Raw genomic sequence first — 21,745 nt, forward strand, 5'->3', positions numbered from 1 at the left:
TAGACACTTCCCCATCAAAAGTGTCTAGCGCGTCATGACTGACACCGACTCGTCTTAGCGCTCCACCCTCCCGAATCCGGCTCCAGATACCGCATCCCTCGACAGGTTCCCCCGTCGGGGGACGGGGTCGCTTATCGCGTTTTTTCACACCGCAGCCCAACACGCGCCAGCGGGGCGAGGGCACGCCCGTGCGCGACGACATGCCAACGCCCAAACAGCTTGCAGCACTGCAGTCCGAGCCCTCGGGCTCGTTCTTTCACGTCGTAGTTCCGGAGGAAAGATCGTGTTGCGCATCCAGAAAACCCCGCTGGCGCTGGCCACCGCCGTTGCCAGTACCCTGCTGATCGCTTCATGCGGCGGCAGCGACGACAAGCCCGCCACACCCCCCACCACCCCAACCACCCCACAGGCCGACACCAGTTGCCAGGTACTGGCCAGCGACGGCAGCACGGTCGTGGTGGGATCGAACCAGCCCGGCGACCCTTCCCTGCCCGAGCCGGCGTCCGGCTACCGCAAGGGGCTCAAGCCCGTCTACGCGAAGACCTATATGGTGTCGTCGTCGAACGCCTATGCCAGCGCGGCCGGCTGCGCAGTGCTCAAGAAAGGCGGCAGCGCAGCAGACGCCGCAGTGGCCGTCCAGTCCGTGCTCGGGCTGACCGTGCCGGAAGCCACCGGCATGGGCTCGGGCGGCTTCATGCTCTACTACGACGCCCGCACGCGCGCCGTGCAGGCCTACGATGGCCGGGAATCGGCGCCGGCCGCCGCCACCGAGAACTATCTGCGCTATATCGACGACGCCACCAACACGAACCCGCCCGTGCCGAGCGCCCGCGCCAGCGGCCGTTCGATCGGCACCGTCGGCATCCCGCGCCTGATCGAACGCGTGCAGAAGGAGCATGGCAAGCTCGCGTGGAAGGACCTGTTCGGGGATGCCATCACGCTGGCCACCAACGGGTTTCCGATCGGCGGACGGCTGGCCGCCGCCATCCAGAGCAACGCCACGTCGCTCAAGCGTGACCCCGAAGCCTTGGCCTACTTCTTCAACGCCGACAGCACGCCCAAGGCGCTCGGCACGGTGCTGAAGAATCCGGCCTACGCCAACACCCTGACGCAGATGGCTGCCAACGGGGCCAATGCGATCTACACGGGCCAGATCGCCAGCGACATCATCGCCAAGATCGGCACGACGGCCGCCACGGACGGCTCGGCGATCACGCCGGGCAAGACCACGCTGGCCGATCTGGCCAACTATCAGGCCAAGCAGCGCGACCCGGTCTGCATCACGTATCGCGCGTACTGGATCTGCGGGGCGCCGCCGCCGACGTCGGGCGGGATCACGGTGCTGTCGGCGATGGGGATTCTCGAGAACTTCGACCTCGCCGCGCTGAAGCCGACCGCCATCGACGGCGAAGGCGGCAAGCCCACCGTGCTCGGCGTGCACTTCGTCAGCGAAGCCGAACGGCTGGCCTACGCCGACCGTGACAAGTACGTGGCCGATACCGACTTCGTCCCCCTGCCCGGCGGCTCCGCCAACACCATGCTGAACAAGCCGTACCTGGCCTCCCGCGCGGCGCTGATCTCGCCGACGGTCAGCATGGGCACGGCCACGGCTGGGAACCTCGGTTCGGTGCCCCTCGGCGTGGCGTCGCTGATCGAGCACGGCACGAACCAGTTCACGATCGTCGATGCGGACGGCAGCGTGGTCAGCGCGACCACGTCGGTTGAATCGAGCATGGGGTCGTTCCACATGACCAACGGCTTCCTGCTCAACAACCAGCTGACCGACTTTTCGGCCCAGCCGACCGACAGCGGCGGCATACCGGTGGCCAACCGGGTGCAGCCCGGCAAGCGGCCGCGCAGCTCGATGGCGCCGACGATGGTGTTCCGTCAGGCCGCAGATGGGTCGATTGGCGACTTCCTGATGGCCACCGGCTCGCCGGGCGGCGGCACGATCCCGCAATACGTCGTGAAGACGCTCGTGGGTGTGCTCGACTGGGGGCTCGACGCCCAGCAGTCCTCGGGCCTCGTCGACTTCGGTGCCAGCAACAACCCAAGCACCACGGTCGGGGGCGAGCATCCGAACATCGACGCCACAAGCAACGGCGGCAACGATCCGCTGGTCACGGGCCTGCGTGCCTTGGGCCATACGGTATCGATCGGCGCGCAGGCGAGCGGGGTCAACACGGTCCTGCGCAGCCAGTCAGGCGGCGCGGCGGTGTGGATGGGCGGCACGGATCCGCGCCGTGAAGGGGTGGTCCTCGGGGATACGTTCAATCCTTGAGCGGGATGGCAAAAGGGGGAGCGGGCTCGCGCCCCTCCCCCTCCATGGATTCATCCGGTCCGGCCTGGGACTTGTGGTCCCGGGCCGGGCGATGCTGTTAGCGCCGCACCTTGTCCGGCGCCGGCAGCTTCTGGCCAGAGTCCGCCAGAGACGCCTCCAGGCGGCGAATTTCCTGCCGCAGCTTCGCCAACTGGCTGCGCGCGCTGCGGTTGTCGGCCTCTCGGGCGTCGTTGTCGGCGCGGAACGTCTTCTGGTCCTCGGCGAACTGCTCACGCTGCGCCTGCTCGGCGCGCAGTTCAGTGGCCAGCGCGTCCGCCTGGGCTTCCGCACTTTGGATCGCCCGCTCGTACTGGCGCTGCTCCGTCGCCAGCACTTGCCGGCGGATCGCCTGATCGGCCAGCGCCGCGCTCTGCGCGGTGGCCTTGCGGTATGCCGATTCGGCGCTCGCCAGCGAGCTGAAACGCGACACGCGCCACAGCTTGTTCTGGTAGAGCAGCCCGACGTAGCAGACCACTTCATCTTCCGCCAGCATCAGGGTCGTGGCGTACTCGCCATTGGCGCTCGCGCGCAGTTCGCGAACTGATTTGTCCTTGATCCGCTGCTGAAGCTCCGCCACAAGGCGCGTCCGCGACGCATCGGACGGCCGGTCCGCCTCCACAGCCGGCCCTTCGGCTGCCATCGGATCGGTACTGGCCCATGCACCGGCGCCACACAATGCCAGGCTTGCCGCGAGGAGGCCGGCGAGCAGTCGGGGGAAATAGGTTTTTTCGAGCATATTATTGGTGTTAGGACCTCGGGTGATYCACGGCTAACGGCAGGTTCGGAGAATACTTGAGACTTACCCGTCACGCAGAATCGGCTAGGGAAAACACTGAGTTTGCATACGAATGCAAGAAAGTTACTGTGCATACGTATGCACAACCAACCTCGGAACTCCCCATGATTCGCTACCTCAAGCGTGGACGTGACGTCCAGGCGCGTGCCAATGACGACAGCGCTGTTCGCAATACCGTCGAAGGCATCATCCGCGACATCGAAGCGCGCGGCGATGCGGCCGTGCGCGAATACAGCAAGAAGTTCGATAACTGGGACCCCCAGGATTTCCGTCTGCCGCAGGCCGCCATTGAGAAGGCGATGAACAGCCTCTCGGCGCGCGAACTGGAGGACATCCGCTTCGCGCAGGCACAGGTTCGCAACTTCGCACAGATCCAGCGTGACTCCATGCTCGACGTCGAGGTCGAAACCCGCCCCGGCGTGTTCCTGGGCCACCGCCATATTCCGGTCAATGCGGTCGGCTGCTACATCCCGGGTGGCAAGTATCCGCTGCTGGCCTCGGCCCACATGAGCGTCCTGACCGCCAAGGTCGCCGGCGTCAAGCGCGTGGTGGCGACGGCGCCCCCCTTCCACGGCGAGCCGCACCCGGCGATCGTCGCCGCCATGCACATGGCGGGCGCGGACGAGATCCTGGTGCTGGGCGGCGTGCAGGCGGTGGTGGCGATGGCCGTCGGCACCTCCAGCATCGCACCCGTGGACATGCTGGTCGGACCGGGCAATATGTTCGTGGCGGAAGCCAAGCGCCAGCTGTTCGGCCGTGTCGGCATCGACCTGTTCGCCGGTCCCACTGAAACGCTGGTCATTGCCGACGACTCGGTAGACGGCGAAATCTGTGCGGTCGACTTGCTGGGCCAGGCCGAGCACGGTCTGACCTCGCCGGCGGTTCTGCTGACAGATAGCGAAGCGCTGGCGCACGCCACCATGGCCGAAATCGAGCGGCAGCTCAAGATCCTGCCGACGGCGGAGATCGCCGGCAAGGCCTGGGCGGACTTTGGCGAGGTGATCGTCTGCGATACGCGTGAAGAGATGCTACAGAAGGCGGATGAGATCGCCTCGGAGCACGTGCAGGTGATGACCCGCGATCCCGACTGGTTCCTGAACCAGATGACCAACTACGGCGCGCTGTTCCTGGGACCGCGCACCAATGTCGCCTTTGGCGACAAGGTCATCGGTACCAATCACACGCTGCCCACCAACAAGGCGGCGCGTTATACCGGCGGCCTGTGGGTCGGCAAATTCCTGAAGACCTGCACGTTCCAGCGCGTGACGACGGATGCCGCCAGCGCCGAGATCGGCGAATACTGCTCGCGCCTGTGCCATATGGAGAACTTCGCGGGCCATGGCGAGCAGGCCAATATCCGCGTGCGCCGCTACGGCGAACGTCCCGAAGTGCCGTGGTACGCGCCGGTGCCGGCGTTGCAGGGGTGACAGCCGTGACGCCATTGCCGGCATTCGGCGGCTTTCGTCTCGACGGCAAGCGCGCCCTCGTCACCGGCGGAGGCCGCGGCCTGGGGTTGGCGGCGGCCGTGGCGCTGGCACAGGCTGGTGCCGAGGTCACCCTGGCCGCCCGGTCCGGTGCCGAGCTGGAGGCCGCTTGCGCCGCCATTCGTGCGCAAGGCGGCAGCGCCGACTTCATGGTGCTGGACGTCACGGACCCCTCGGCTGTCGAGCGCGCGATCAGCAGCCGCCCCCCGTTCCAGATTCTGGTCAACAACGCGGGCATGAATCGGCCCAAACTGCTGACCGAAACGTCCGACGAAGACATCGACGCGGTCTTTGCGCTGAACGTGAAGGCGACCTTCTATGTCTCCCGCGAAGTGGCGCGCAGCCTGCAGGCGGCGGGCCTGCCCGGTTCTTTCATCAACGTCTCCTCGCAGATGGGGCACGTGGGCAGCCCGCGCCGTGCGCTCTACTGCGCCAGCAAGCATGCGATCGAGGGCATGAGCAAGGCCCTGGCCTGGGAGCTGGGACCGGCGGGCATCCGCGTCAATACGCTCTGCCCTACCTTTATCGAGACGACGCTCACCGCGCCGATGTTCGAGGACCCGTCGTTTCGCCGCTTTGTGCTCGACAAGATCGCGCTGGGCCGGCTGGGTCGGATCGACGAGGTGATGGGTCCGGTGGTGTTCCTCGCCAGCGACGCTTCCAGCCTGATGACGGGCAGCGCGCTGATGCTTGACGGAGGATGGACAGCGGCATGAAAAAAGTCACCGCCCACGACGTGGCCCGCCTGGCGGAAGTCTCGCAGTCCGCCGTCAGCCGCACCTTCACGCCCGGCGCCAGCGTGGCGCCCGAAACGCGTGAGCGTATCGAGACCGCCGCCCGCAAGCTCGGCTACCGGCCCAATGCCATCGCCCGCAGCCTGATCACCCGCCGCAGCCGGATCATCGGCCTGGTCATGAGCTATCTGGAGAACCAGTTCTACCCCGTGGTCATCGAACGCCTGTGCCAGGCGCTGCAGCAGGATGGCTATCACGTGCTGCTGTTTATCAGCGAGACGGAAGAGGCCGACAACGTCCTGGCGGACATCCTCCAGTATCAGGTCGATGGCATCGTGATGGCCTCCACGACGCTGTCGTCGGCACTTGCCAACGACTGCATCAACGCCGGCATTCCCGTAGTGCTGTTCAACCGGGTGGCACAGGTTGGCCCCATGGGCGGCTACTCGACCAGTTCGGTCACCTCGCAGAACCGCGCGGGCGGCCGGCAAGTCGGGGAACTGCTGGTGCGCACCGGCCACCGCCGCATTGCCTGGCTGGCCGGATCGGAGAACGCATCGACCAGCCGCGACCGCGAGGCCGGGCTATGCGATGCCCTCGCTGCAGCCGGCCTGCCGCTGCATGCCCGGGGCGTCGGCGACTACGACTTCGCCGAAGCGCGGCGCGCGGTGCTCGCGCTGTTCCGTGACCCCGACAACCGCCCGGACGCGCTGTTCGCCGCCAATGACCACATGGCCATCGCGGCGCTGGAGACCCTGCGTGCCGAACTGGGCATGCAAGTGCCGCGCGATGTTTCCGTGGTGGGTTTCGACAACGTGCCACAGGCCGCCTGGCCCTCATTCGACCTGACGACCGTGCAGCAGAACGTGGAACAGATGGTGCACGCCACGCGGACCCTGCTGTTCGAGCAGATCGGCGGACAGGTCATGGCGAGCAGCGTGGATGTGCCCTGCGTGCTGGTCGAGCGCGGCACCGTACGCAAGCGCGACGCCACATAACAGGAGACCCAAGACAACATGACCGACAACCATAAGATTCAGGCGCTCTGCGCCGGCCGCCCGGTAGCCATCGTCGGCGCCGGGCTGGTAGGCGCCGGCTGGGCCATCGTCTTTGCCCGGGCTGGCCTGAACGTGACGATGTTCGACGCCAACCCGGAGATCACGCGCCAGGCGGTGCCGCTCATCGAAGGGCAACTAGCCGGCTTGCAGCGGCACGGGTTGATCGATGAGGACCCCGCCACCGTGCTGGCCCGCATCACGCCGGTTGCCACGCTGGCCGAGGCGGTGGAAGGCGTTGCCTATGTGCAGGAGTCGGTGCTCGAACGCGTGGAGGTGAAACGCCAGCTGATGGTGGATCTCGACGCGCTGGCCTCCCCCGATATGGTCGTCGGAAGCTCTACGTCCGGCATCCCCGGATCGGCGTTTGCCCTGGGCCTGTCCATCTCGCCGCGCGTGCTGATCGCCCATCCGGTCAATCCGCCATATCTGGTCCCGGTGGTTGAGCTGGTGCCGTCGCCGGAGACGGCGCCGGGCACAGTCGACTTTGCCGACGCCCTGATGCGCGCCGTGGGCCAGACCGTGGTCCACGTGCGCAAGGAAGTGGAAGGCTTCGTCCTGAACCGGCTGCAGGCTGTGCTGCTGCGCGAAGCGTGGGCGCTGGCGCAGGAAGGCGTGGCCAGTTGCGAGGACATCGACAAGACCATACGCGACGGCCTGGGCTGGCGCTGGTCGTTCATGGGGCCATTCGAAACCATCGACCTGAACGCGCCCGGCGGCGTGGCCGACTACGCGGTGCGGCTGGGCCCGCTGTACCAGCGCATCGCGGATTCGCGCGGCCACGAAACCCCTTGGGACCCGGCGCTGATCCGGGAAGTGGAGGCGCAACGCCGCGAGCACCTGCCGCAGTCAGACCTGGAATCCCGACGGGCCTGGCGCGATGAAAACCTGATGGCGATAGCCGCCAACCGTCGCGCCCGCGACCCACGAGCCTGAGCCACACCGACTTCGAAGTTCCACTGCAATCGTCATAGAAAAGGCACGTCGATGCCTTCCCCACTACAAAGACCGGAGACAACCATCGTGAAACAGCCTCTCAGCCTGTCCGCCCAAGCCCGCCGCCGCCTGCTCGGCGCCACCCTGGCATTGACCGCTTGCGGCATATCCGCCGCGCACGCGCAGGCCGACTATCCCAACAAGCCAATCCGCCTGATCGTGCCCTTCGCCAATGCCGGCGTGACCGACACCAGCGCCCGCATCGTGGCAGAGAAGCTCGGCCAGCAGCTTGGCCAGCAGATCATCGTCGATAACAAGCCCGGCGCTGGCGGCAATATCGGCACGCAGATGGCGGCGAAGGCGGATCCCGATGGCTACACGCTGCTGCTCGGCTATGACGGCACGCTGGTGATCAATCCCAATGTCTATGCCAAGGTGCCCTTCGACACGGTCAAGGACTTCACGCCCATCGGCAAGATCGGTGACGCCGTGCTGATGATCGCCGCCAATCCGAAGCTGGGCATCAAGACCGTGGCGGACTTGCAGCACTACGCCAGGACGGTGGCTGGGGGCATGTCCTACGGTAGCGCGGGCAATGGCAGCACCACCCATCTGGCCGGCGAGATGTTCCATCAGCGCACCGGCATCCCGATGACCCACGTGCCATACAAGGGTGGCGGCCAGGCTTTGCTCGATGTGGTCGGGGGCAACCTGCCCGTGACCTTCGCGGCGGTGACGGGCGCCATGCCCTTCGTCAAGAGCGGCCAGGTCGATGCGGTGGCCGTGACGTCGCGCGAGCGCGCCCCCTCGCTGCCGAACGTGCCGACGCTGATCGAAGCTGGCATGAAGGACTTCGAGATCAGCTCGTGGGTGGGTCTGATGGCCCCCGCCCGCACGCCCAAGCCTGTGATCGACAAGCTCAGCGCCGCGCTGCAGAAAGTGTTGAACGACCCCGCGATGCGTGAGCGCCTGGCGTCGCTCGGCATCGTCGCCACGCCGGGCACGCCTGATGCCTATGGCCGCGAGATCGTGCGTGACCTCGACAAGAACAAGGCGATCGTCAAGGCTGCCCACATCAAGCTCGATTGACTTTGGACGGTGGCACCACCGACCCATGCTGAGTGAACCCACACCATGACAACTCTATTCGACAAGATCTGGGCGGCCCACGCGGTGGCCCGTAACGATGCCGGCGAGGACCTGATCTATATCGACCGGCACCTGGTGCAGGAGGTATCGAGTCCGCAAGCCTTCGCCAGCATGGCCGAGGCGGGTCATGCGCTGCGCTCGTCGCCGCGCCACATCGCCGTGCAGGATCACAACGTACCGACCACGGCCGACCGCCTGACCCACATCCCCAACGCGGAAAGCCGCGAGCAGATCGCCACCCTGCGGCGCAATGCGCAGGCCACCGGCATGCGCCTGTTCGACCTGGACCACCCCTTGCAGGGCATCGTCCACGTCATCGCGCCGGAACTGGGCTACGTGCTGCCGGGCAGCACCGTGGTCTGTGGCGACTCGCACAGCGCCACGCTGGGCGCCTTGGGCGCGCTGGCCTGGGGCATCGGCACCTCGGAAGTCGCCCATGTCATGAGCACCCAGAGCCTGTGGATGCGCAAGCCGCGCACGATGGGCATCGCCATCTCGGGCGCGCTGGCCAGGGGCGTCTACGCCAAGGACCTGGCGCTGGCCATCATCCATCACATCGGCACCAGCGGCGGCAATGGCTACGGCGTCGAATACTTCGGCCCGATGGTCGATGCGCTGTCGATGGAGGCGCGGCTCACGCTTTGCAACATGACCATCGAGGCCGGCTCACGCTTCGGCCTGATCGCACCGGATGCGACCACCCTCGCCTACCTGCGCGACCGCGTACAAGGCGCCGCGCGCGACCATTTCGAGCAGGCCGCGCAGGCATGGAGCGCGCTGCGCACCGATGCGACGGGCGACTACGACCGCAGCGTGGCGTTCGATGCCGCCACCGTCTCCCCGCTCGTCACCTGGGGCACCACGCCAGCCGACAGCGCTGCGTTCTCCGGCAACGTCGGCGACGGCGCCATGCTCGGCGAGGAAGCCGAGCGCAACCGTCTGGAAGAAAACCTCGCCTACATGGGTCTCAAGATCGGCCAGGCGCTGTCTTCGGTGCCGATCGACGTGGCCTTTATTGGCTCCTGTACCAATGGTCGACTGGAAGATCTGCGCGCCGCTGCCGATGTGGTGCGCGGTCGCCACGTGGCCAAGGGCGTACGTGCGCTGGTGGTCCCGGGTTCGGGCAGCGTCAAGCGCGCGGCCGAGGCCGAGGGCCTGGCGAAAGTCTTTGTCGACGCGGGTTTCGAGTGGCGTGAATCGGGCTGCTCCATGTGCATCGGCATGAATGGCGACAGCCTCGCGCCGGGCGAGCGCTGCGCTTCCACCTCCAACCGGAACTTCGAGAACCGGCAGGGACAAGGCGGCCGTACCCACCTGATGAGCCCCGCCGCCGTCGCGGCATCCGCCCTGCAAGGACGCTTGACCGACCCCCGGGAGTACCTCGCATGAAAGCCGTTATCGCAGAAGTCCAAGGCCGCGCTGCGGTCATGCAGCGCGACGACATCGACACCGATGCCATCTTCCCGGGACGCTTCCTGCGCCTGGTGCAGCGCACTGGCATGGGAGCGCACCTGTTTGCCGACTGGCTGGCCGAAGGCCGCCCGGAAGTGGCGTTCATGGCCCAACCGTCGCCGCCGCAGGTGCTGGTCGCATTGCAGAACTTTGGTTGCGGCTCATCGCGCGAACATGCCGTCTGGGCCTTGTCGGACTACGGCGTGCAGGCCGTGGTCGCGCTGTCGTTTGGCGACATCTTCCGCAACAACTGCGTGAAGAACGGCGTGGTGGCCGCCACCGTGACGCCAGCGGATCATGCGCGCCTCTTGCAAGCACTCGCTGGGGCGGCGGACGCGCCGCTGCACCTGCGTGTTGCCGAGCGCAGCCTGCAGCTTCCCGATGGCAGCGTCATTCCCGTCACGCTCGCCGACGGCCATGCGGAGCAACTGCTCTCGGCCGAAGACGAGGTAGACCGCACCCTGCGTCATGACGCGGCGCTGCGCGCCTATGAGGCGCGCGTGCAGCGCGACCAGCCGTGGCTGGCCTCGATGGACTAAGCCGCACTTCCCTTCCCTTTTCTAGCCTACTGGAGCCGCCATGGCCAATCCCATCCTCCGACAAAAACTTGCCGCCGGCGAGTTCATCGTCATCCCCGGCGTGCAGGACATGATCGCCACCGTCATGACCAACAAGGTCGGCTTCGAGATCATCTACGGCTCCGGCTACTGGCTCACCGCCTCCAGCCTGGGGCTGCCCGATGCCGGCATTGCCACCTATACGCAGATGGTGGACCGCATGCGCACCATCACCCGCACCTCAAAGGCGGCGCTGATCGCCGATGCGGATACCGGCTACGGCGGCCTGCTCAACGTGCACCACACCGTGCGCGGCTACGAGGAAGTCGGCGTCACCGCCATCCAGATCGAGGATCAGGAATTTCCCAAGAAGTGCGGCCACACGCCCTACAAGCGCTGCGTGCCGATCGAGGACATGGTCGAAAAGATCAAGGTCGCGTCGGAAGCCCGTCAGGACAAGGAGAATTTCCTCATCATCGCCCGTACCGATGCCCGCGCCAGCCTGGGCGTGGACGATGCCATGCGCCGCATGGAGGCCTATGCGAAGGCCGGCGCCGACATCCTGTTCTTCGAGGCGCCCCAGTCCGAGGAAGAAATGCGCCGCGCCTGCGACGCCTTCGACCTGCCCATGATGGCCAACATGGCTGACGGCGGGAAGACGCCGATCCTGCCAGCCAGCGTGCTCAAGGAGATCGGCTACTCGCTCGCCATCTTCCCCGCCATGACCAGCCTGGTCGCCGCCGCCGCGATGGAGAAGTCCCTGCGCCACCTCAAGGAGGCGGGCACCAGCCTGTCGCCCGAGATTCCCATGGCGGACTTCAACGAGTTCTGCAGGCTGATCGGCTTCGAAGAGGTCTGGGACTTCGAGAAGCGCTGGGCGCGCTGACCCGCCAATCGACACTAGAAAAAATCACAGGAGGAGACCCAACATGCCGATCACCCACACCAACCCCCGCCGCCACGCCTATCAGGGCCCGCTGCTGCGCTGCGCCGTCCTGGCAGCCGCCACCTGGGGCGCTGTCACACCCGCGCTGGCGCAGACGGCGTGGAAGCCCAATCGCCCCGTCACCATCGTCGTGCCCTACGTACCGGGCGGCGGCACCGACGCCTCCGCGCGCGCGACGGCCAAACTGCTGGGCGAGCAATGGGGCCAGCCGGTGCTGGTGGTCAACCTGCCTGGCGCCGACGGCCTGATCGGCACGCGCAAGGTCGCCGAGGCCAAGCCCGACGGCTACACGCTGCTGCTCCAAACGCCGGCCATCGTCCTCACCAAGCACGCGCCCTCGTTCACGGGCACCGATCCGCTGACCAGCCTGGTACCCGTCACCAACATCGCGCAATCCCCGGGCGTAATCGTTGCCAACGGAAAATTCCCCGCAACCTCCCTGCCCGAACTGATCAAGTACTGCAAGACAGCCGCCACGCCCTGCTCCATGGGCACGGGCGAAAACGTCGCCAAGCTCTTCGGCCAGCAATTGAAGGCGGAAGCGCTGCCCAACCTGATCGTGGTCAACTACAAGGGAACCGCAGCCATCATCACCGACATGATCGCCAACAACGTGAACTTCGCCGTGACCGGCGTGGCGTCGGCGCTCCCGCACCAGAAGGCGGGCACGCTGAAGATCGTCGCCAACCAGGGCACCCATCGCTTCAGCGAGGCGCCGGATGTGCGCACCGTGGTGGAAACCGGCATGCCGCAGTACGAGTACACCACCTGGTTCGGCCTGTTCGCACCGAAAGACACGCCGCCAGCCGTCACCCAGAGCATCTACGCCGCCGTGCGCGAAGCCATGGGTCATGCCGAACTGCAAAAAGCGATCACGGCCGTTGGCGCCGAACCGCTGGTCAATACGCCAGAAGAATTCGCCGCACAGGTGCGCAAGGAAGATGCACGGTTCACGGCGTTGGCGAAGCGCTTTCCGTTGAATTGAGGGGGGGACCGGTCTCGTTAGGGGGCCGGTTGTGCTGCCATGCGAACGCCGGCTGCTCTCACCCGAGTCGCCGGCATCATGCTGGCATTTGTGGCGAATAGTCCACATAAGAAATTGGTGCGAGGGAGGGGAAACGCGAACCTTAGTAAATCAAACACTTGGCGCCGTTGTGGGGAAATCGTGGGAGGCCGCCCGCGTGAGGCACCCAGAGCCAGGCGGCACGGAGTTACACTGTATATTCATACAGTATCGACTATGCCCCGTCTTTCCCCCATGCCCAGGCCGCCCGCACCGGCTGGCGGCTACGAGCCCTGCCCCATCGACCCCGACTACGACCGCTCCTACATCCTGGACGATTCGGGCGTGCCCGTGCGCGTCTATGACTACGGCGTGCACGCGCGCTGGGCGAGCTTCGAAGGCAAGGGCTGGCAGATCAGGGACATGCTGGGCGAGTTCGGCGTGGAGGTCTGGACCTACTTCTCCGGCTGGGCCAGCCTCAGGAATGACGACCCGCCCGTATTCCGGACCGTGGTCAAGGGCGGCGGCCTGGACAAGACCTTCGACTCCCTGACTTGGTCCGAGGCAGAGGACAAGCATCGGCGGGTGATCGAGAAGGTGCGGAAGACGATACCGACCGTTGCCGAAAGAAAAGTGAGCAACTGAGTGCCGAAATACTAAATTTCTTCGATCAGCGCGAAAAAAGTGACGCCGCTGCCAGCGGCGGCGATTCCCTGATCAATCTGGCTGCTCCACGCGTGCACGGAGACGTGCACGGTGCGCCCGGTCGGTAGTCACAGCCTTCCGTAGTGCTTGAAGCAGCTTTATCGCCGCTTCGTCCGGCTGGAAGGCTGCTCGCAAGTCTCGAATAATGCCTATTTGCCGCCGAATGAGTACTCGACCTTCCGCAAGGCGCCGATCCGACTGAGCAATATCCTTCTCGTCCCGCGACATGTCGGGCATGGCGGTCTCCCTATTGTGGGCTGACCGTTATTGTGCCCTGTTCGCCCATCGGATCCAGCTTTCTGTAGGACCGCGCCGGATACCCGCTCTGTCCGCGTCGGCCCCAGACTGTCCTGACCAACTCAGGAGACGATCATGGCAGCGGACATTCACGTGGTGCCGGCGGGCGATGGCTGGGCAGTCGAGGCGGCCGGCGGCGGCAAGCGCACCACCTACGAAACTCAGGAAGAAGCAATCAAGGCCGGCACCGAGCGTGCCCAGCGCGACAAGGTCGAGCTGCTGATTCATGGCCGGGACGGCCAGATCCGCGAGCGGAATTCCTTCGGCCATGACCCGCGCGACGTTAAGGGCTAAGGCCCATGCCGCACGATTCGGCGGCGGCCTGGCCCAATACTCTGCCGGCCAGCGCCGCGCGCGTGGCGGCTCGAGCCTGAGGGCGCCCGATCAGCAAGTGCGGCGCGTGGGCCCGCGCAAGGCTGGCCAGGTCATGAAGTAGTCTGGCCGGAAAACGGGGATGCCCTCAGTTCAGCATCTGACGGTCCAATATCTTCTGGCCCTTTCGGGCGATTCGCGCATGTCGTGCAAGGACTATCCTCAACGCAGCCCAACGCTGCAAGGGGAAGACCATGAACGTCATCGATGAGGTCGAGTGCATCTGCGGCACGACCGTGGAAATCTCGGAGTTCCACCTCGGGCTGCGGGGCGAGACCGTTCCGACAAAGGCGCCCTGCCCGATGTGTGGCCGCACGCTGTACGAAGTGGACATCGACGGGATGGTGCTCGTCGAGGTCGTACTGGAACCCAATGCCCGGCACGCACCCCCTGCCGGCGCCCCTACCGAGTAAGTTGCCGCATGCCGCGCGCCTCTCAACTTGGGCGCCTATCGGTGCCGCGCCACGATTAAAAAATTTTCGAAAATTTGTGCGCTGGCGTACTGGCGGCCGCTAACCCGCCACGCGGCGCGGGTTGCGGGAATGTGGCGTTGCCGCACGTCGCGCCGCGAACGGGGCATCTGAGTTGTCAAGACTGGTTGGCCACAAGCGTTTCACTATACTTAGCCACAGATTTCAGCGGCACCCCAATATCTAGGGTTCCCGCAGGAGGCAAGATGAAGAGAAGATAACTCGGAAGCCGACGACGTGCCGCGTCGGTGAGCCGGAAAAGCAAAGACCCGAACAGCGCTCTACTTTGCGAGCGGACGCTGGACGGGTCTCCGGGCACAGAGCCGTGAATTGGAAGTCCTATCGCTTACGCGAAGGGGCTCCCTTTTCACGAGGCGAAGGGATCCGCGAGTTGCGCGGGCCCTTCGACCTCAGGCTCGATTCTATGCACATACGAATGTCATCGCCAATGAAACTTCGCAATTTGACAGTTGGCGATTGACGTGCTTGACAACCGAGCTGCAAAAGCGGCAGGAGTAATAACGTGACCCAACTTCTTGCACGTGTAACGATCCACAACGGCAGCTACGACGAATACCAAGCGCTCCACAAGAGCATGCTGGCAATCGGCTTCAGGCGTTATATTGCGGGCGGCAATGGCATCCAGTACTGGCTTCCGGATGCAACCTATGTGGGGGAATCCAACAAAGCCCCAGTAGATGTCGCTGCGCACGTCTCGCGGATTGCCGCACAATGCGCGCCATCAAAGACCGCGCCCGAAGCATTCGTTTGCGTATGGACAAGCGCCGCGTGGCAAGGCCTTCGCCAAGCCACCTAACGTAGAGTTGTAGGACCTTGGGGTCGCCGCAAAGAAGGCGTTGCGGCGATCTTTTTGATCAGTACCACGTCTCAACGACCTTTCGGTGTCGCGCCGCACATTCGCCGAGCGCGCCTAGCAGATCCTTCATCACCCACTCCTGCCAAACGTCATAGTCGGCCACGGCCGGCGCGTCCGGGATCGTGCACGGCGCGGCCAGCGCGCTATCGAGCGGCGGCGGCTTGCTTGGCCGCGTCGACGGCGTCGGACATGAGGCGCACCCGGCCAGCGTCAGGGCGGCAATCAGCAGGCAGCTTCGGAGCATTCTTCAGGTCCTTCCGGATGGCGTCGAGCTTGGCGCCGAGAGTTGTCTGGATGCCGGCGAACTCGTCGGCCTTTTCTCGGATCGTGGCGCTGGCGGTGCGCAGGTCGCCGAGCGCCTGGTTGGCGCTGGCCAGATCCGCCTGAGCGCTGGCCGTCTTCATGCGGTCGATCTCCGCGTCCTTGCGCCAGCCGTTCGCGGCCCAGCCGGCGGCGAAGATGCCAGCGGCCAGCAGCGCGGCGCCGATTGCGCGCCACGGCACCGCCGCCACGGCAGCACGAGCTGCAACGAATGGGATCATGGTGTCGCCGCGCAGCGCGCGTAGATGTCGGCGATAACGCGGATGTGCTGCCGCGCATCCTCGCCGGGCTTTAATGTCGGGAGTATCGGGCAGTCGCGCGGCGCGGACAGGGCCGGCGGCGGTGGGGCTGCGCAGCCGGCCAGCAGCAAACAGAGCATGATGGCTTTCACTTTCGCGCCTCCCTCACCTTCCGGTTCGCGGCCTCGATGTCGCGGTTCACGTCCTGGCGCTCCGCCTCAGACAGCGCCCGAGGCGCCGCCGGCGCAGCAGCGGGCGCCGGCCGTGTGGCGCGCTTCACGGACTTGGCCGCCTCGACCGACGCCTCCGCCGCCTGGGCTGACGCGCTGGCAGCCGCCGTCACCTTGGGCGTCAGCGCCTGGAGCGTCTGGGTGTAGGCGTGCTGCAGCCGGCCGATCTCGGCCTGATGGTCCTCGCGCTGCTGCGCCATCAGGTCACGGTACTGCCAGACGCAGGCCCAATAGCCGATTCCCATGCCACCACCCAGGAGCAGGATCAGGACGGCCACCGCCTCTATCCTGTGCGCGATCAGGATGAACTTCGTCCGGTACCGCGCCAGCCAATCACGTAGCCTTGCCATCGAGTTTCTCCCGCAGCGCCTGCACCTGAGCTTCCAGGCCGCCGATTTTGGCCTTCAACTCGCCGATCACGGCGAAGGCCTCGTTGCGCTCTTTGTAGGCCAGGTCAGCGCGCTGGTTTGCCAGAGCCTCGCGCGCATTGGCCTTATCCAACTGCTCGGACAGGCGCGCAATGATGTCGATCTCCGCCTGGCTCTGAGCGCCCTCCACTCGATCCTTGCGCCACGCGCTGCGGATGAACCAGATTGCGCCACCGATAGCGGCCACAATGAAGCCAAGCGCCCCGCCCGTGCCCCCCGGCACATTCATCGTTGTGAGGTCCATCACGGCTCCGTTGTGCGTGCTGCTCTGCTGGCAGGTCACGGTTGGTCGGCGGGCGGCTGCTCGTCCGTCTTCAGGGATGGCTGGGCGATATAGCGCAGCGCGCCGATCAGCACCGCCAGCGCCAGCGAGATCTGCGCGAAGAGCTTGGGCTCGATGGCCGCCTGCACGGATGGCAGCACCGCCTGCGCGGCGGCCAGCATGGCCAACAGCGCCGACAACATCACCGTGGTGCTCTTCCACAATTTGGACCAGTTTTCGACGATCTTCATTACACGACTCCCAAGGCGCGCCTCGCGCGGTCCCAACGCTGCTGCCGGTCGGCCAGGCCGTTGGTGCCGCCGTTGATCCGGCGGGTGAGCAGCACGAACTCGCCGGCATCGGCCAGCGCGTTCAGGTTCTTCTTCTGCCAGAACCAGCCCGCCGAGCGCGCCGCCAGCGCGTCGCCCTGCAGCAGCACCGGGTTGGCTTCAAGGTCGATGCCGAGGGCGGTCCCGCACTCGCGGTAGTTGGCGCGGCCAGTGATCTGGATCAGCCCACGGCCCATGAAGCGCTTGCCGTCACCCGGCTGGATGTTGCCCAGGTCGGCACGACCTTCGTATCGGACCTGCGCCGGCGTCGGGCCCCACAGCTCGCGCGTGTAGATGAAGCCGCCGGACTCATGGCCGACCTGGGCAATCCAAGCGGCCTGCCGCTCCACCGTCTGGATGTCGAATTCCTGCCACGCCGCGCTGACGTGTGGCCACCAGCGGTCCGCCATCGCCTGCGGCAGGCCCGCCGCCATCTTGAAAAGCTGCCTGTCCATCGCGCACTCCAGAAAAGAGAAAGCCACCCGAAGGTGGCTAGGTGATCGAGCGCGCGGCGACGCGCAGGGGTATCGTTCGTCGGTCGGTCCGGCCTACGGAGGTCGTGACCTGGCAGGACACGTCGCAGAACGTCTCGGCCACGCCGCCACCGAGCCAAAACGTGACCTTGCCGCCCTCGGTCTGGGTAGATTTGGCCTCCGGATTGACGGTGAGGCCGAGCGCTTCCACCACCGGAGTGCCGGTGATCGTCTCGCCTTCCGCGAGCCATGCCGACCAGTCCACCTGGTAGTCGAGGACGGCGGCCGGGTCCTTCGGCGGGAATGCTGTGGTCATCCTGGTATCTCCAGTCCTCTCGCTTCACGTTCGACGCGCGCGCCGCGCGGCTCAGCCGCCACGGCCACTGCGCGGGATTCTGCTGGCACCACGTACAGGCGGCTTTCAGCGGCGACCGTCGCCACCCGCCGCTCGGCCGGCACCACCAACACGGCAGGATCGGCAGGGCCGCTGTCTTCGCCGACCACCAGCCCGTTGGCGTGCATCGTGGCCGGCGCTAGCACGGCGGACAGCGCGCCGCTGAGCGTCTGGCGCCCGGTGATGCTGGCCACCGTGGCGCCCAAAGTCGAGGCCAGCACGCCGGCGAGGCCGTCTGCCGCCAGGCCGGTGAAGTTCGCCGCCGCCGGCGCGAGCGTGGCCGACAAGGTGCCGGCGATCGTCTGCGACCCGCTGATAGCCGGCGCCACGCCGCCCAGCACTGGCGCGAGGGTGCCGGTCAGGGTCTGCCGGCCAGCGACCGATGCCGTGGGCGGCGCCAGCGTTGCGGCAATGACGCCGCCCGCGCCGTCGAGGACGATTCCCGACAGGGAGGCGGTCAGCGGTCCCAGACTCGCTGCCACGGCCCCGCTGTGCGTCTGGATGGCAGCAACAGCGCCAGCGGCGCCTGCCAACGTCGCAGCGGTCGATCCGGACAGCGTCTGCCTGCCGGCCACGGCCGCCATGACGCCGCCCACCGCGGCAGACACCGCGCCCGAGACAGCCTGCATGCCGGCAATCGCCGAACTCACGCCGGCCAGCGCGGCGCCGATCGAGCCGCTGAAGGTCTGCCCACCCGACACCGAAGCCGTGACGCTGCCCAGTGTTCCTGCAACGGAACCCGCGAACGACTGCCCGCCGGTAGCTGCCAGCGTTACGGATCCCAGCGTGCGCGAAAGAGTGCCGGCAAACTGCAGGCTGCCGGTCAGCGCCGCCGTGGCGCCACCGAGTGTCGCGGCGATCGTCCCGGTAGCGCTCGCCGCCGGGGTGTAGGTGATACGGATCTGGCCACCGGCACCAGCACCAGCGAGGTTGGTGGAGGCGCCGCCGCCCATCCCCCCGCCGCCACCGCCAGGCAGACCGCCCGCCCCGCCGTCGGCGAATCCTGTTCCGCCACCACCACCGCCGCCTGACCCGCCGTTGGCATTGGCTGTCCCGGCCTGGCCGACCGCCGAGGCGGTGCCGCCCGCGCCCCCGGTCGTGGAACCACTGGCACCGCCCGTGCCGCCGGTGCTCCCGGCAGCTGCGCCGCCAGCCGTGCCATTGCCGCCGGCATACCCGGCGCCACCACCCCCACCACCGCGCCCGCCCGTCCCGGTATTGCCGTTGCCACCAGCGGTTCGCGTCGTGCCGATGCCGCTGGCCAGCGCGCCGCCCGTGCCCGCTGTGTTGGAGGATGCCGGCCCGCCGCCTTTCGCGCCGCAAGACGAGCCAGCGAGGGTGGCGCCGTTGAACCAGGTGTCGCCGCCCGCCAGGGCTGTGGCAGATGGCCCGCCGGCCGTGCCTGCTGACCCGACGCGGATAGCGATGGATGCCCCCGGCGTCAGGCTCAGGTTGGCGACCGCCGAATATGCGCCAGCGCCGCCGCCCGCCCCGTTGTTATTCCCCTGCGAATCGCCGCCACCACCGCCGCCCCAGCATTCAATCGTGCTGCCGGACGACACCCAGTCCGACGGGACAGTCCAGGTGGCGCCGGTCGTGAGGACAACAGTTGTCACAGCCGCCCTCCCCTTGGATGGTTTATGCGTTCGATTCGGTCAACGTGGCCGAGGTGATGCTGACCGCCGCGCCGGCGGAGATCACGTTGGAGTTCATGTTGAAATCGGCGCCGCTGGTCCCGACGTCCATGTCGAGCACGTGCGTCGTGCCATCGGACTTCAGGAGGCGCGCCCAGGTGGCCGTACCGCTGGCGTCGGCCGACGAGTCGCCGGTGATGGCATTGAGCGTCAGCACGCCGCCGGAAGCCGCGGGCGCGAACGTCGCGCCGCAGGTCAGCTCGGCCAGCAGCGTCTGCGAGGTGATCGCCGCGCCGGTCGCCGGTCTGGTGCCCGTGTAGAGCCGCAGCTTCGCGCTGGCGCCGGCGGCCGTGGTGATTGCGTCGAGCCGCGCGTTGCGCAGGGCGGTGGACATGCCGATGGTCATAGCTGACTCCAAAATGAGAACGCCCGCTCACAAGGCGGGGGCAATGGTTGTTGGGACTGGAGGCCACGGGTGCGTCAACCGGGCTCGCATTAGCCTTTCGGCTAATTGCCGAGCCGGCTCAAATGGACTCCTATGCACCTACTGCGCCTCCGAGGCGCCCGGGAGAGCAACATGAACATCAGAGTGCAGCTTTGGAACATTACCGTTGCAAAGGACCGGTTTAACGGAAACGGATTGTCTGCCCCGTTCCTGCCGGCCAAGACGTTTCCGATAAAAGATTCCTGGCTGGATACGCACGAATCCCGCGACGGTTTCTTGGTGGAAGGAGCGTTCTCCTTCAACGTCACCGAATGGCCTGGTGATATCTGGATTGCGTTCTCGTTTCAAATCACGCCATATCCCGCACTGAAGCAGCTCGCCGGAGAGCCGGACCTGTCGTCCGTCACCGCATGGATTTCTGGCGGCGATTTCGTGAAGGCGAGACTAGAACATGAAGATGAAACAGACGTGCAATGCGATATCGTCTACAGCTTCGAGCGATAGATCGTCTTCTTGCAGCGTCGACGCACGAATTAATTCAAGGCCATCTAGGGGCGCGATGGCCAGTCGATCACGCGAGGGAAACTTGCCTGTGAGGTTATCGCCCGCAGCGCCTTGCGGTACTGGCTCAGCGCCTTCAGGCGGATCCCTTCCTCCGGCGTGAGTTCGTCCAGCACGAAGCCATCCATCAGCGGCGCGATCAGCTGGTCGGCCTCGGCCAGAAGCGCGTCACGCTGCGCGAGCGCCTGCGCGGTGAGCTGCTGTATCTCCAACTGCTGGTCGAGCACCCATTCGTCGGCCACCCACTTATAGGCCGGGCCGGGCCGAGCCTCATCCGTCAAAAAAGCCGGCAGATCGCCCAGCCCGCTGTACTCGTCGCCCAGCCCGAACGCGGAACCGTCGGCTGTGCGGAACAGCGGCACGGCGCGGTAGTCTGGCACCAGCGACCAGGAACCCTCCGGCCAGTTCTGGGGCGGCAGTCCCCCGGCGTTGCGGTAGACCGGCGCGCGGCGTTCCTCTGCCTGCGGCGGGGCCACGGTGGTCGCGTAGCCCGGCACCAGCGGGTCGTCCGGTTCCAGAGGGTTCGGCTCGGCAACGCCGGCGCCCAGAAACTCGCCGGTCTTCGGGTGGTAGTTGAAGATGTCCATGGGAGTCCTTAGTACTTGATGCAGGCCAGCAGGCCGACGTTGCGCGGGCGATTCTCCGTGCCGGTGTTTGGCTGCACGCCGTGTGAGCCGTTACTGATCACCACATGCAACCCGTTGTTATCGCCGGGCATATATGCAATGCTTTCAGCGCCGCCCGTGACGCCAGATGCAGCGGCAATAGTGTTGTGGGTGTGCGGTCCAATCATCTCGGTCTGCAAAGTACCGAACCCGCGTCCGGTGTCGAGGCCGCGACCGTCATCCCATCCTCGAACGAACTCCCCACGAAGATCCGGCAGATTGAAGGTCGTCGAGCCGTCCCCGGCGCCGAAGGTCGTCCCGATCTCGGCGAACAGATCTCCGTAGGTATTGCGCGATACGGCACCGCCGTTGGCCTTCAGATAGCCGGCTGGCGCCGCGCTCTTAGCATGAAAAACGACCGTTCCGGGGAGGATGTGTCCAAGGTTCGGAACCCCCAGCAGGCCGATGGTGATCCATGCATTGTTCGCGGCGTTCCGCATCTTCAGCAGCCCGGCGTTGGTGTCCGCCCAGAACTGATATGCGAAGGTCGTGGTCGGCTGTACCGATCCCGAATTCGTGCTGGCCAGCGCCTGCAGTGCTTGGTTTATGTCGGCGCGGAACGCTGCACCATTCTGGTTGGCAACGTCCATGTCATGTTGGGACATGCTTTC

27 protein-coding genes are annotated in these 21,745 nt (G+C 66.2%); 15 read left to right on the forward strand and 12 right to left on the reverse strand.

Annotated features, from left to right (window positions below):
* Positions 1-292: 292 nt before the first annotated feature.
* The gene (locus AC1DFU_RS20445) at positions 293-2,281 is read left to right on the forward strand and encodes a gamma-glutamyltransferase family protein (protein ID WP_441591174.1); all 1,989 of its coding nucleotides are present in this window, start codon (positions 293-295) and stop codon (positions 2,279-2,281) included.
* Positions 2,282-2,378: 97 nt separating this feature from the next.
* On the opposite strand, the gene AC1DFU_RS20450 is transcribed toward AC1DFU_RS20445, so the two are convergent.
* Positions 2,379-3,056 (reverse strand): DUF2968 domain-containing protein, encoded by a 678-nt coding sequence (locus AC1DFU_RS20450; RefSeq protein ID WP_092293017.1) that lies wholly within the window; start codon positions 3,054-3,056, stop codon positions 2,379-2,381.
* Positions 3,057-3,220: 164 nt separating this feature from the next.
* On the opposite strand from AC1DFU_RS20450, the gene hisD reads away from it, so the two are divergent.
* The 13 genes from hisD to AC1DFU_RS20515 all read left to right on the forward strand — a co-directional run bounded on the left by hisD (position 3,221) and on the right by AC1DFU_RS20515 (position 15,093).
* Positions 3,221-4,543: a histidinol dehydrogenase gene (hisD, locus tag AC1DFU_RS20455; protein WP_441591074.1), complete on the forward strand. Its 1,323-nt coding sequence runs from the start codon at positions 3,221-3,223 to the stop codon at positions 4,541-4,543.
* A gap of 5 nt (positions 4,544-4,548) precedes the next feature.
* Positions 4,549-5,316 carry an SDR family NAD(P)-dependent oxidoreductase gene (locus AC1DFU_RS20460; protein WP_255370750.1) on the forward strand — a complete coding sequence of 256 codons (768 nt, stop codon included), beginning with the start codon at positions 4,549-4,551 and terminating at the stop codon, positions 5,314-5,316.
* Positions 5,313-6,332: a LacI family DNA-binding transcriptional regulator gene (locus AC1DFU_RS20465; protein ID WP_092293329.1), complete on the forward strand. Its 1,020-nt coding sequence runs from the start codon at positions 5,313-5,315 to the stop codon at positions 6,330-6,332. The genes AC1DFU_RS20460 and AC1DFU_RS20465 overlap by 4 nt, the downstream gene beginning before the upstream one ends.
* Positions 6,333-6,350: 18 nt before the next feature.
* Complete coding sequence (locus AC1DFU_RS20470) at positions 6,351-7,325, forward strand: 3-hydroxyacyl-CoA dehydrogenase (protein ID WP_441591075.1); 975 nt, start codon at positions 6,351-6,353, stop codon at positions 7,323-7,325.
* Positions 7,326-7,412: 87 nt separating this feature from the next.
* Positions 7,413-8,414 (forward strand): Bug family tripartite tricarboxylate transporter substrate binding protein, encoded by a 1,002-nt coding sequence (locus tag AC1DFU_RS20475; protein ID WP_255370749.1) that lies wholly within the window; start codon positions 7,413-7,415, stop codon positions 8,412-8,414.
* Positions 8,415-8,459: 45 nt separating this feature from the next.
* Complete coding sequence (gene leuC / locus AC1DFU_RS20480) at positions 8,460-9,863, forward strand: 3-isopropylmalate dehydratase large subunit (protein WP_092293008.1); 1,404 nt, start codon at positions 8,460-8,462, stop codon at positions 9,861-9,863.
* Positions 9,860-10,465: a 3-isopropylmalate dehydratase small subunit gene (leuD, locus tag AC1DFU_RS20485; protein WP_441591076.1), complete on the forward strand. Its 606-nt coding sequence runs from the start codon at positions 9,860-9,862 to the stop codon at positions 10,463-10,465. The genes leuC and leuD overlap by 4 nt, the downstream gene beginning before the upstream one ends.
* 40 nt (positions 10,466-10,505) lie before the next feature.
* Positions 10,506-11,369, forward strand: a complete 864-nt coding sequence (locus AC1DFU_RS20490) for an isocitrate lyase/PEP mutase family protein (RefSeq protein WP_441591077.1) — start codon at positions 10,506-10,508, stop codon at positions 11,367-11,369.
* Positions 11,370-11,412: 43 nt separating this feature from the next.
* A complete protein-coding gene (locus AC1DFU_RS20495) occupies positions 11,413-12,414 on the forward strand; it encodes a Bug family tripartite tricarboxylate transporter substrate binding protein (RefSeq protein ID WP_092293002.1) in 1,002 nt (333 codons plus the stop codon).
* A gap of 255 nt (positions 12,415-12,669) precedes the next feature.
* The gene (locus AC1DFU_RS20500) at positions 12,670-13,077 is read left to right on the forward strand and encodes a hypothetical protein (RefSeq protein WP_477159875.1); all 408 of its coding nucleotides are present in this window, start codon (positions 12,670-12,672) and stop codon (positions 13,075-13,077) included.
* Positions 13,078-13,509: 432 nt separating this feature from the next.
* Positions 13,510-13,728, forward strand: coding sequence for a DUF2188 domain-containing protein (locus AC1DFU_RS20505; protein WP_409558911.1), 219 nt, complete (start codon positions 13,510-13,512; stop codon positions 13,726-13,728).
* 272 nt (positions 13,729-14,000) lie between these two features.
* Positions 14,001-14,219 carry a hypothetical protein gene (locus AC1DFU_RS20510; RefSeq protein WP_477159677.1) on the forward strand — a complete coding sequence of 73 codons (219 nt, stop codon included), beginning with the start codon at positions 14,001-14,003 and terminating at the stop codon, positions 14,217-14,219.
* Positions 14,220-14,799: 580 nt separating this feature from the next.
* Positions 14,800-15,093: a hypothetical protein gene (locus tag AC1DFU_RS20515; RefSeq protein WP_477159678.1), complete on the forward strand. Its 294-nt coding sequence runs from the start codon at positions 14,800-14,802 to the stop codon at positions 15,091-15,093.
* 203 nt (positions 15,094-15,296) lie between these two features.
* Here the strand turns inward: AC1DFU_RS20515 and AC1DFU_RS20520 are convergent, their stop codons facing one another.
* From AC1DFU_RS20520 to AC1DFU_RS20560, 9 genes are read right to left on the reverse strand one after another with little or no spacing between them, the layout of a single operon-like run.
* The gene (locus AC1DFU_RS20520) at positions 15,297-15,695 is read right to left on the reverse strand and encodes a hypothetical protein (RefSeq protein WP_477159679.1); all 399 of its coding nucleotides are present in this window, start codon (positions 15,693-15,695) and stop codon (positions 15,297-15,299) included.
* Positions 15,692-15,865, reverse strand: coding sequence for a hypothetical protein (locus AC1DFU_RS20525; RefSeq protein WP_477159680.1), 174 nt, complete (start codon positions 15,863-15,865; stop codon positions 15,692-15,694). Before AC1DFU_RS20525 ends, AC1DFU_RS20520 begins: the two co-directional genes overlap by 4 nt.
* Complete coding sequence (locus AC1DFU_RS20530) at positions 15,862-16,293, reverse strand: hypothetical protein (RefSeq protein WP_250024597.1); 432 nt, start codon at positions 16,291-16,293, stop codon at positions 15,862-15,864. Before AC1DFU_RS20530 ends, AC1DFU_RS20525 begins: the two co-directional genes overlap by 4 nt.
* A complete protein-coding gene (locus AC1DFU_RS20535; RefSeq protein ID WP_211944055.1) occupies positions 16,277-16,615 on the reverse strand; it encodes a hypothetical protein in 339 nt (112 codons plus the stop codon). Before AC1DFU_RS20535 ends, AC1DFU_RS20530 begins: the two co-directional genes overlap by 17 nt.
* A 35-nt stretch (positions 16,616-16,650) precedes the next feature.
* Positions 16,651-16,884 (reverse strand): DUF7940 domain-containing protein, encoded by a 234-nt coding sequence (locus AC1DFU_RS20540; protein WP_477159681.1) that lies wholly within the window; start codon positions 16,882-16,884, stop codon positions 16,651-16,653.
* On the reverse strand, positions 16,884-17,417 hold the full coding sequence (locus tag AC1DFU_RS20545; protein ID WP_441591086.1) for a glycoside hydrolase family 19 protein: 534 nt from the start codon (positions 17,415-17,417) through the stop codon (positions 16,884-16,886). The genes AC1DFU_RS20540 and AC1DFU_RS20545 overlap by 1 nt, the downstream gene beginning before the upstream one ends.
* A gap of 37 nt (positions 17,418-17,454) precedes the next feature.
* The gene (locus tag AC1DFU_RS20550) at positions 17,455-17,751 is read right to left on the reverse strand and encodes a phage fiber-tail adaptor protein (protein WP_477159682.1); all 297 of its coding nucleotides are present in this window, start codon (positions 17,749-17,751) and stop codon (positions 17,455-17,457) included.
* Positions 17,748-19,445: a hypothetical protein gene (locus AC1DFU_RS20555; RefSeq protein WP_477159683.1), complete on the reverse strand. Its 1,698-nt coding sequence runs from the start codon at positions 19,443-19,445 to the stop codon at positions 17,748-17,750. The genes AC1DFU_RS20550 and AC1DFU_RS20555 overlap by 4 nt, the downstream gene beginning before the upstream one ends.
* A 22-nt stretch (positions 19,446-19,467) precedes the next feature.
* Entirely contained in the window at positions 19,468-19,869 is a 402-nt protein-coding gene (locus tag AC1DFU_RS20560; protein WP_441591089.1) for a hypothetical protein, read from the reverse strand.
* Between the two features lie 171 nt (positions 19,870-20,040).
* Between AC1DFU_RS20560 and AC1DFU_RS20565 the strand changes: the two genes are divergently transcribed.
* On the forward strand, positions 20,041-20,412 hold the full coding sequence (locus AC1DFU_RS20565) for a hypothetical protein (RefSeq protein WP_441591090.1): 372 nt from the start codon (positions 20,041-20,043) through the stop codon (positions 20,410-20,412).
* 44 nt (positions 20,413-20,456) lie between these two features.
* Here AC1DFU_RS20565 and AC1DFU_RS20570 read toward each other — a convergent pair whose 3' ends face one another.
* The gene (locus AC1DFU_RS20570; protein WP_441591091.1) at positions 20,457-21,056 is read right to left on the reverse strand and encodes a tail fiber assembly protein; all 600 of its coding nucleotides are present in this window, start codon (positions 21,054-21,056) and stop codon (positions 20,457-20,459) included.
* A gap of 8 nt (positions 21,057-21,064) precedes the next feature.
* The gene (locus AC1DFU_RS20575; RefSeq protein ID WP_441591092.1) at positions 21,065-21,739 is read right to left on the reverse strand and encodes a phage tail protein; all 675 of its coding nucleotides are present in this window, start codon (positions 21,737-21,739) and stop codon (positions 21,065-21,067) included.
* Between the last annotated feature and the right edge of the window lie 6 nt (positions 21,740-21,745).

It is taken from the genome of Cupriavidus sp. 10L45 (genome assembly GCF_056395225.1).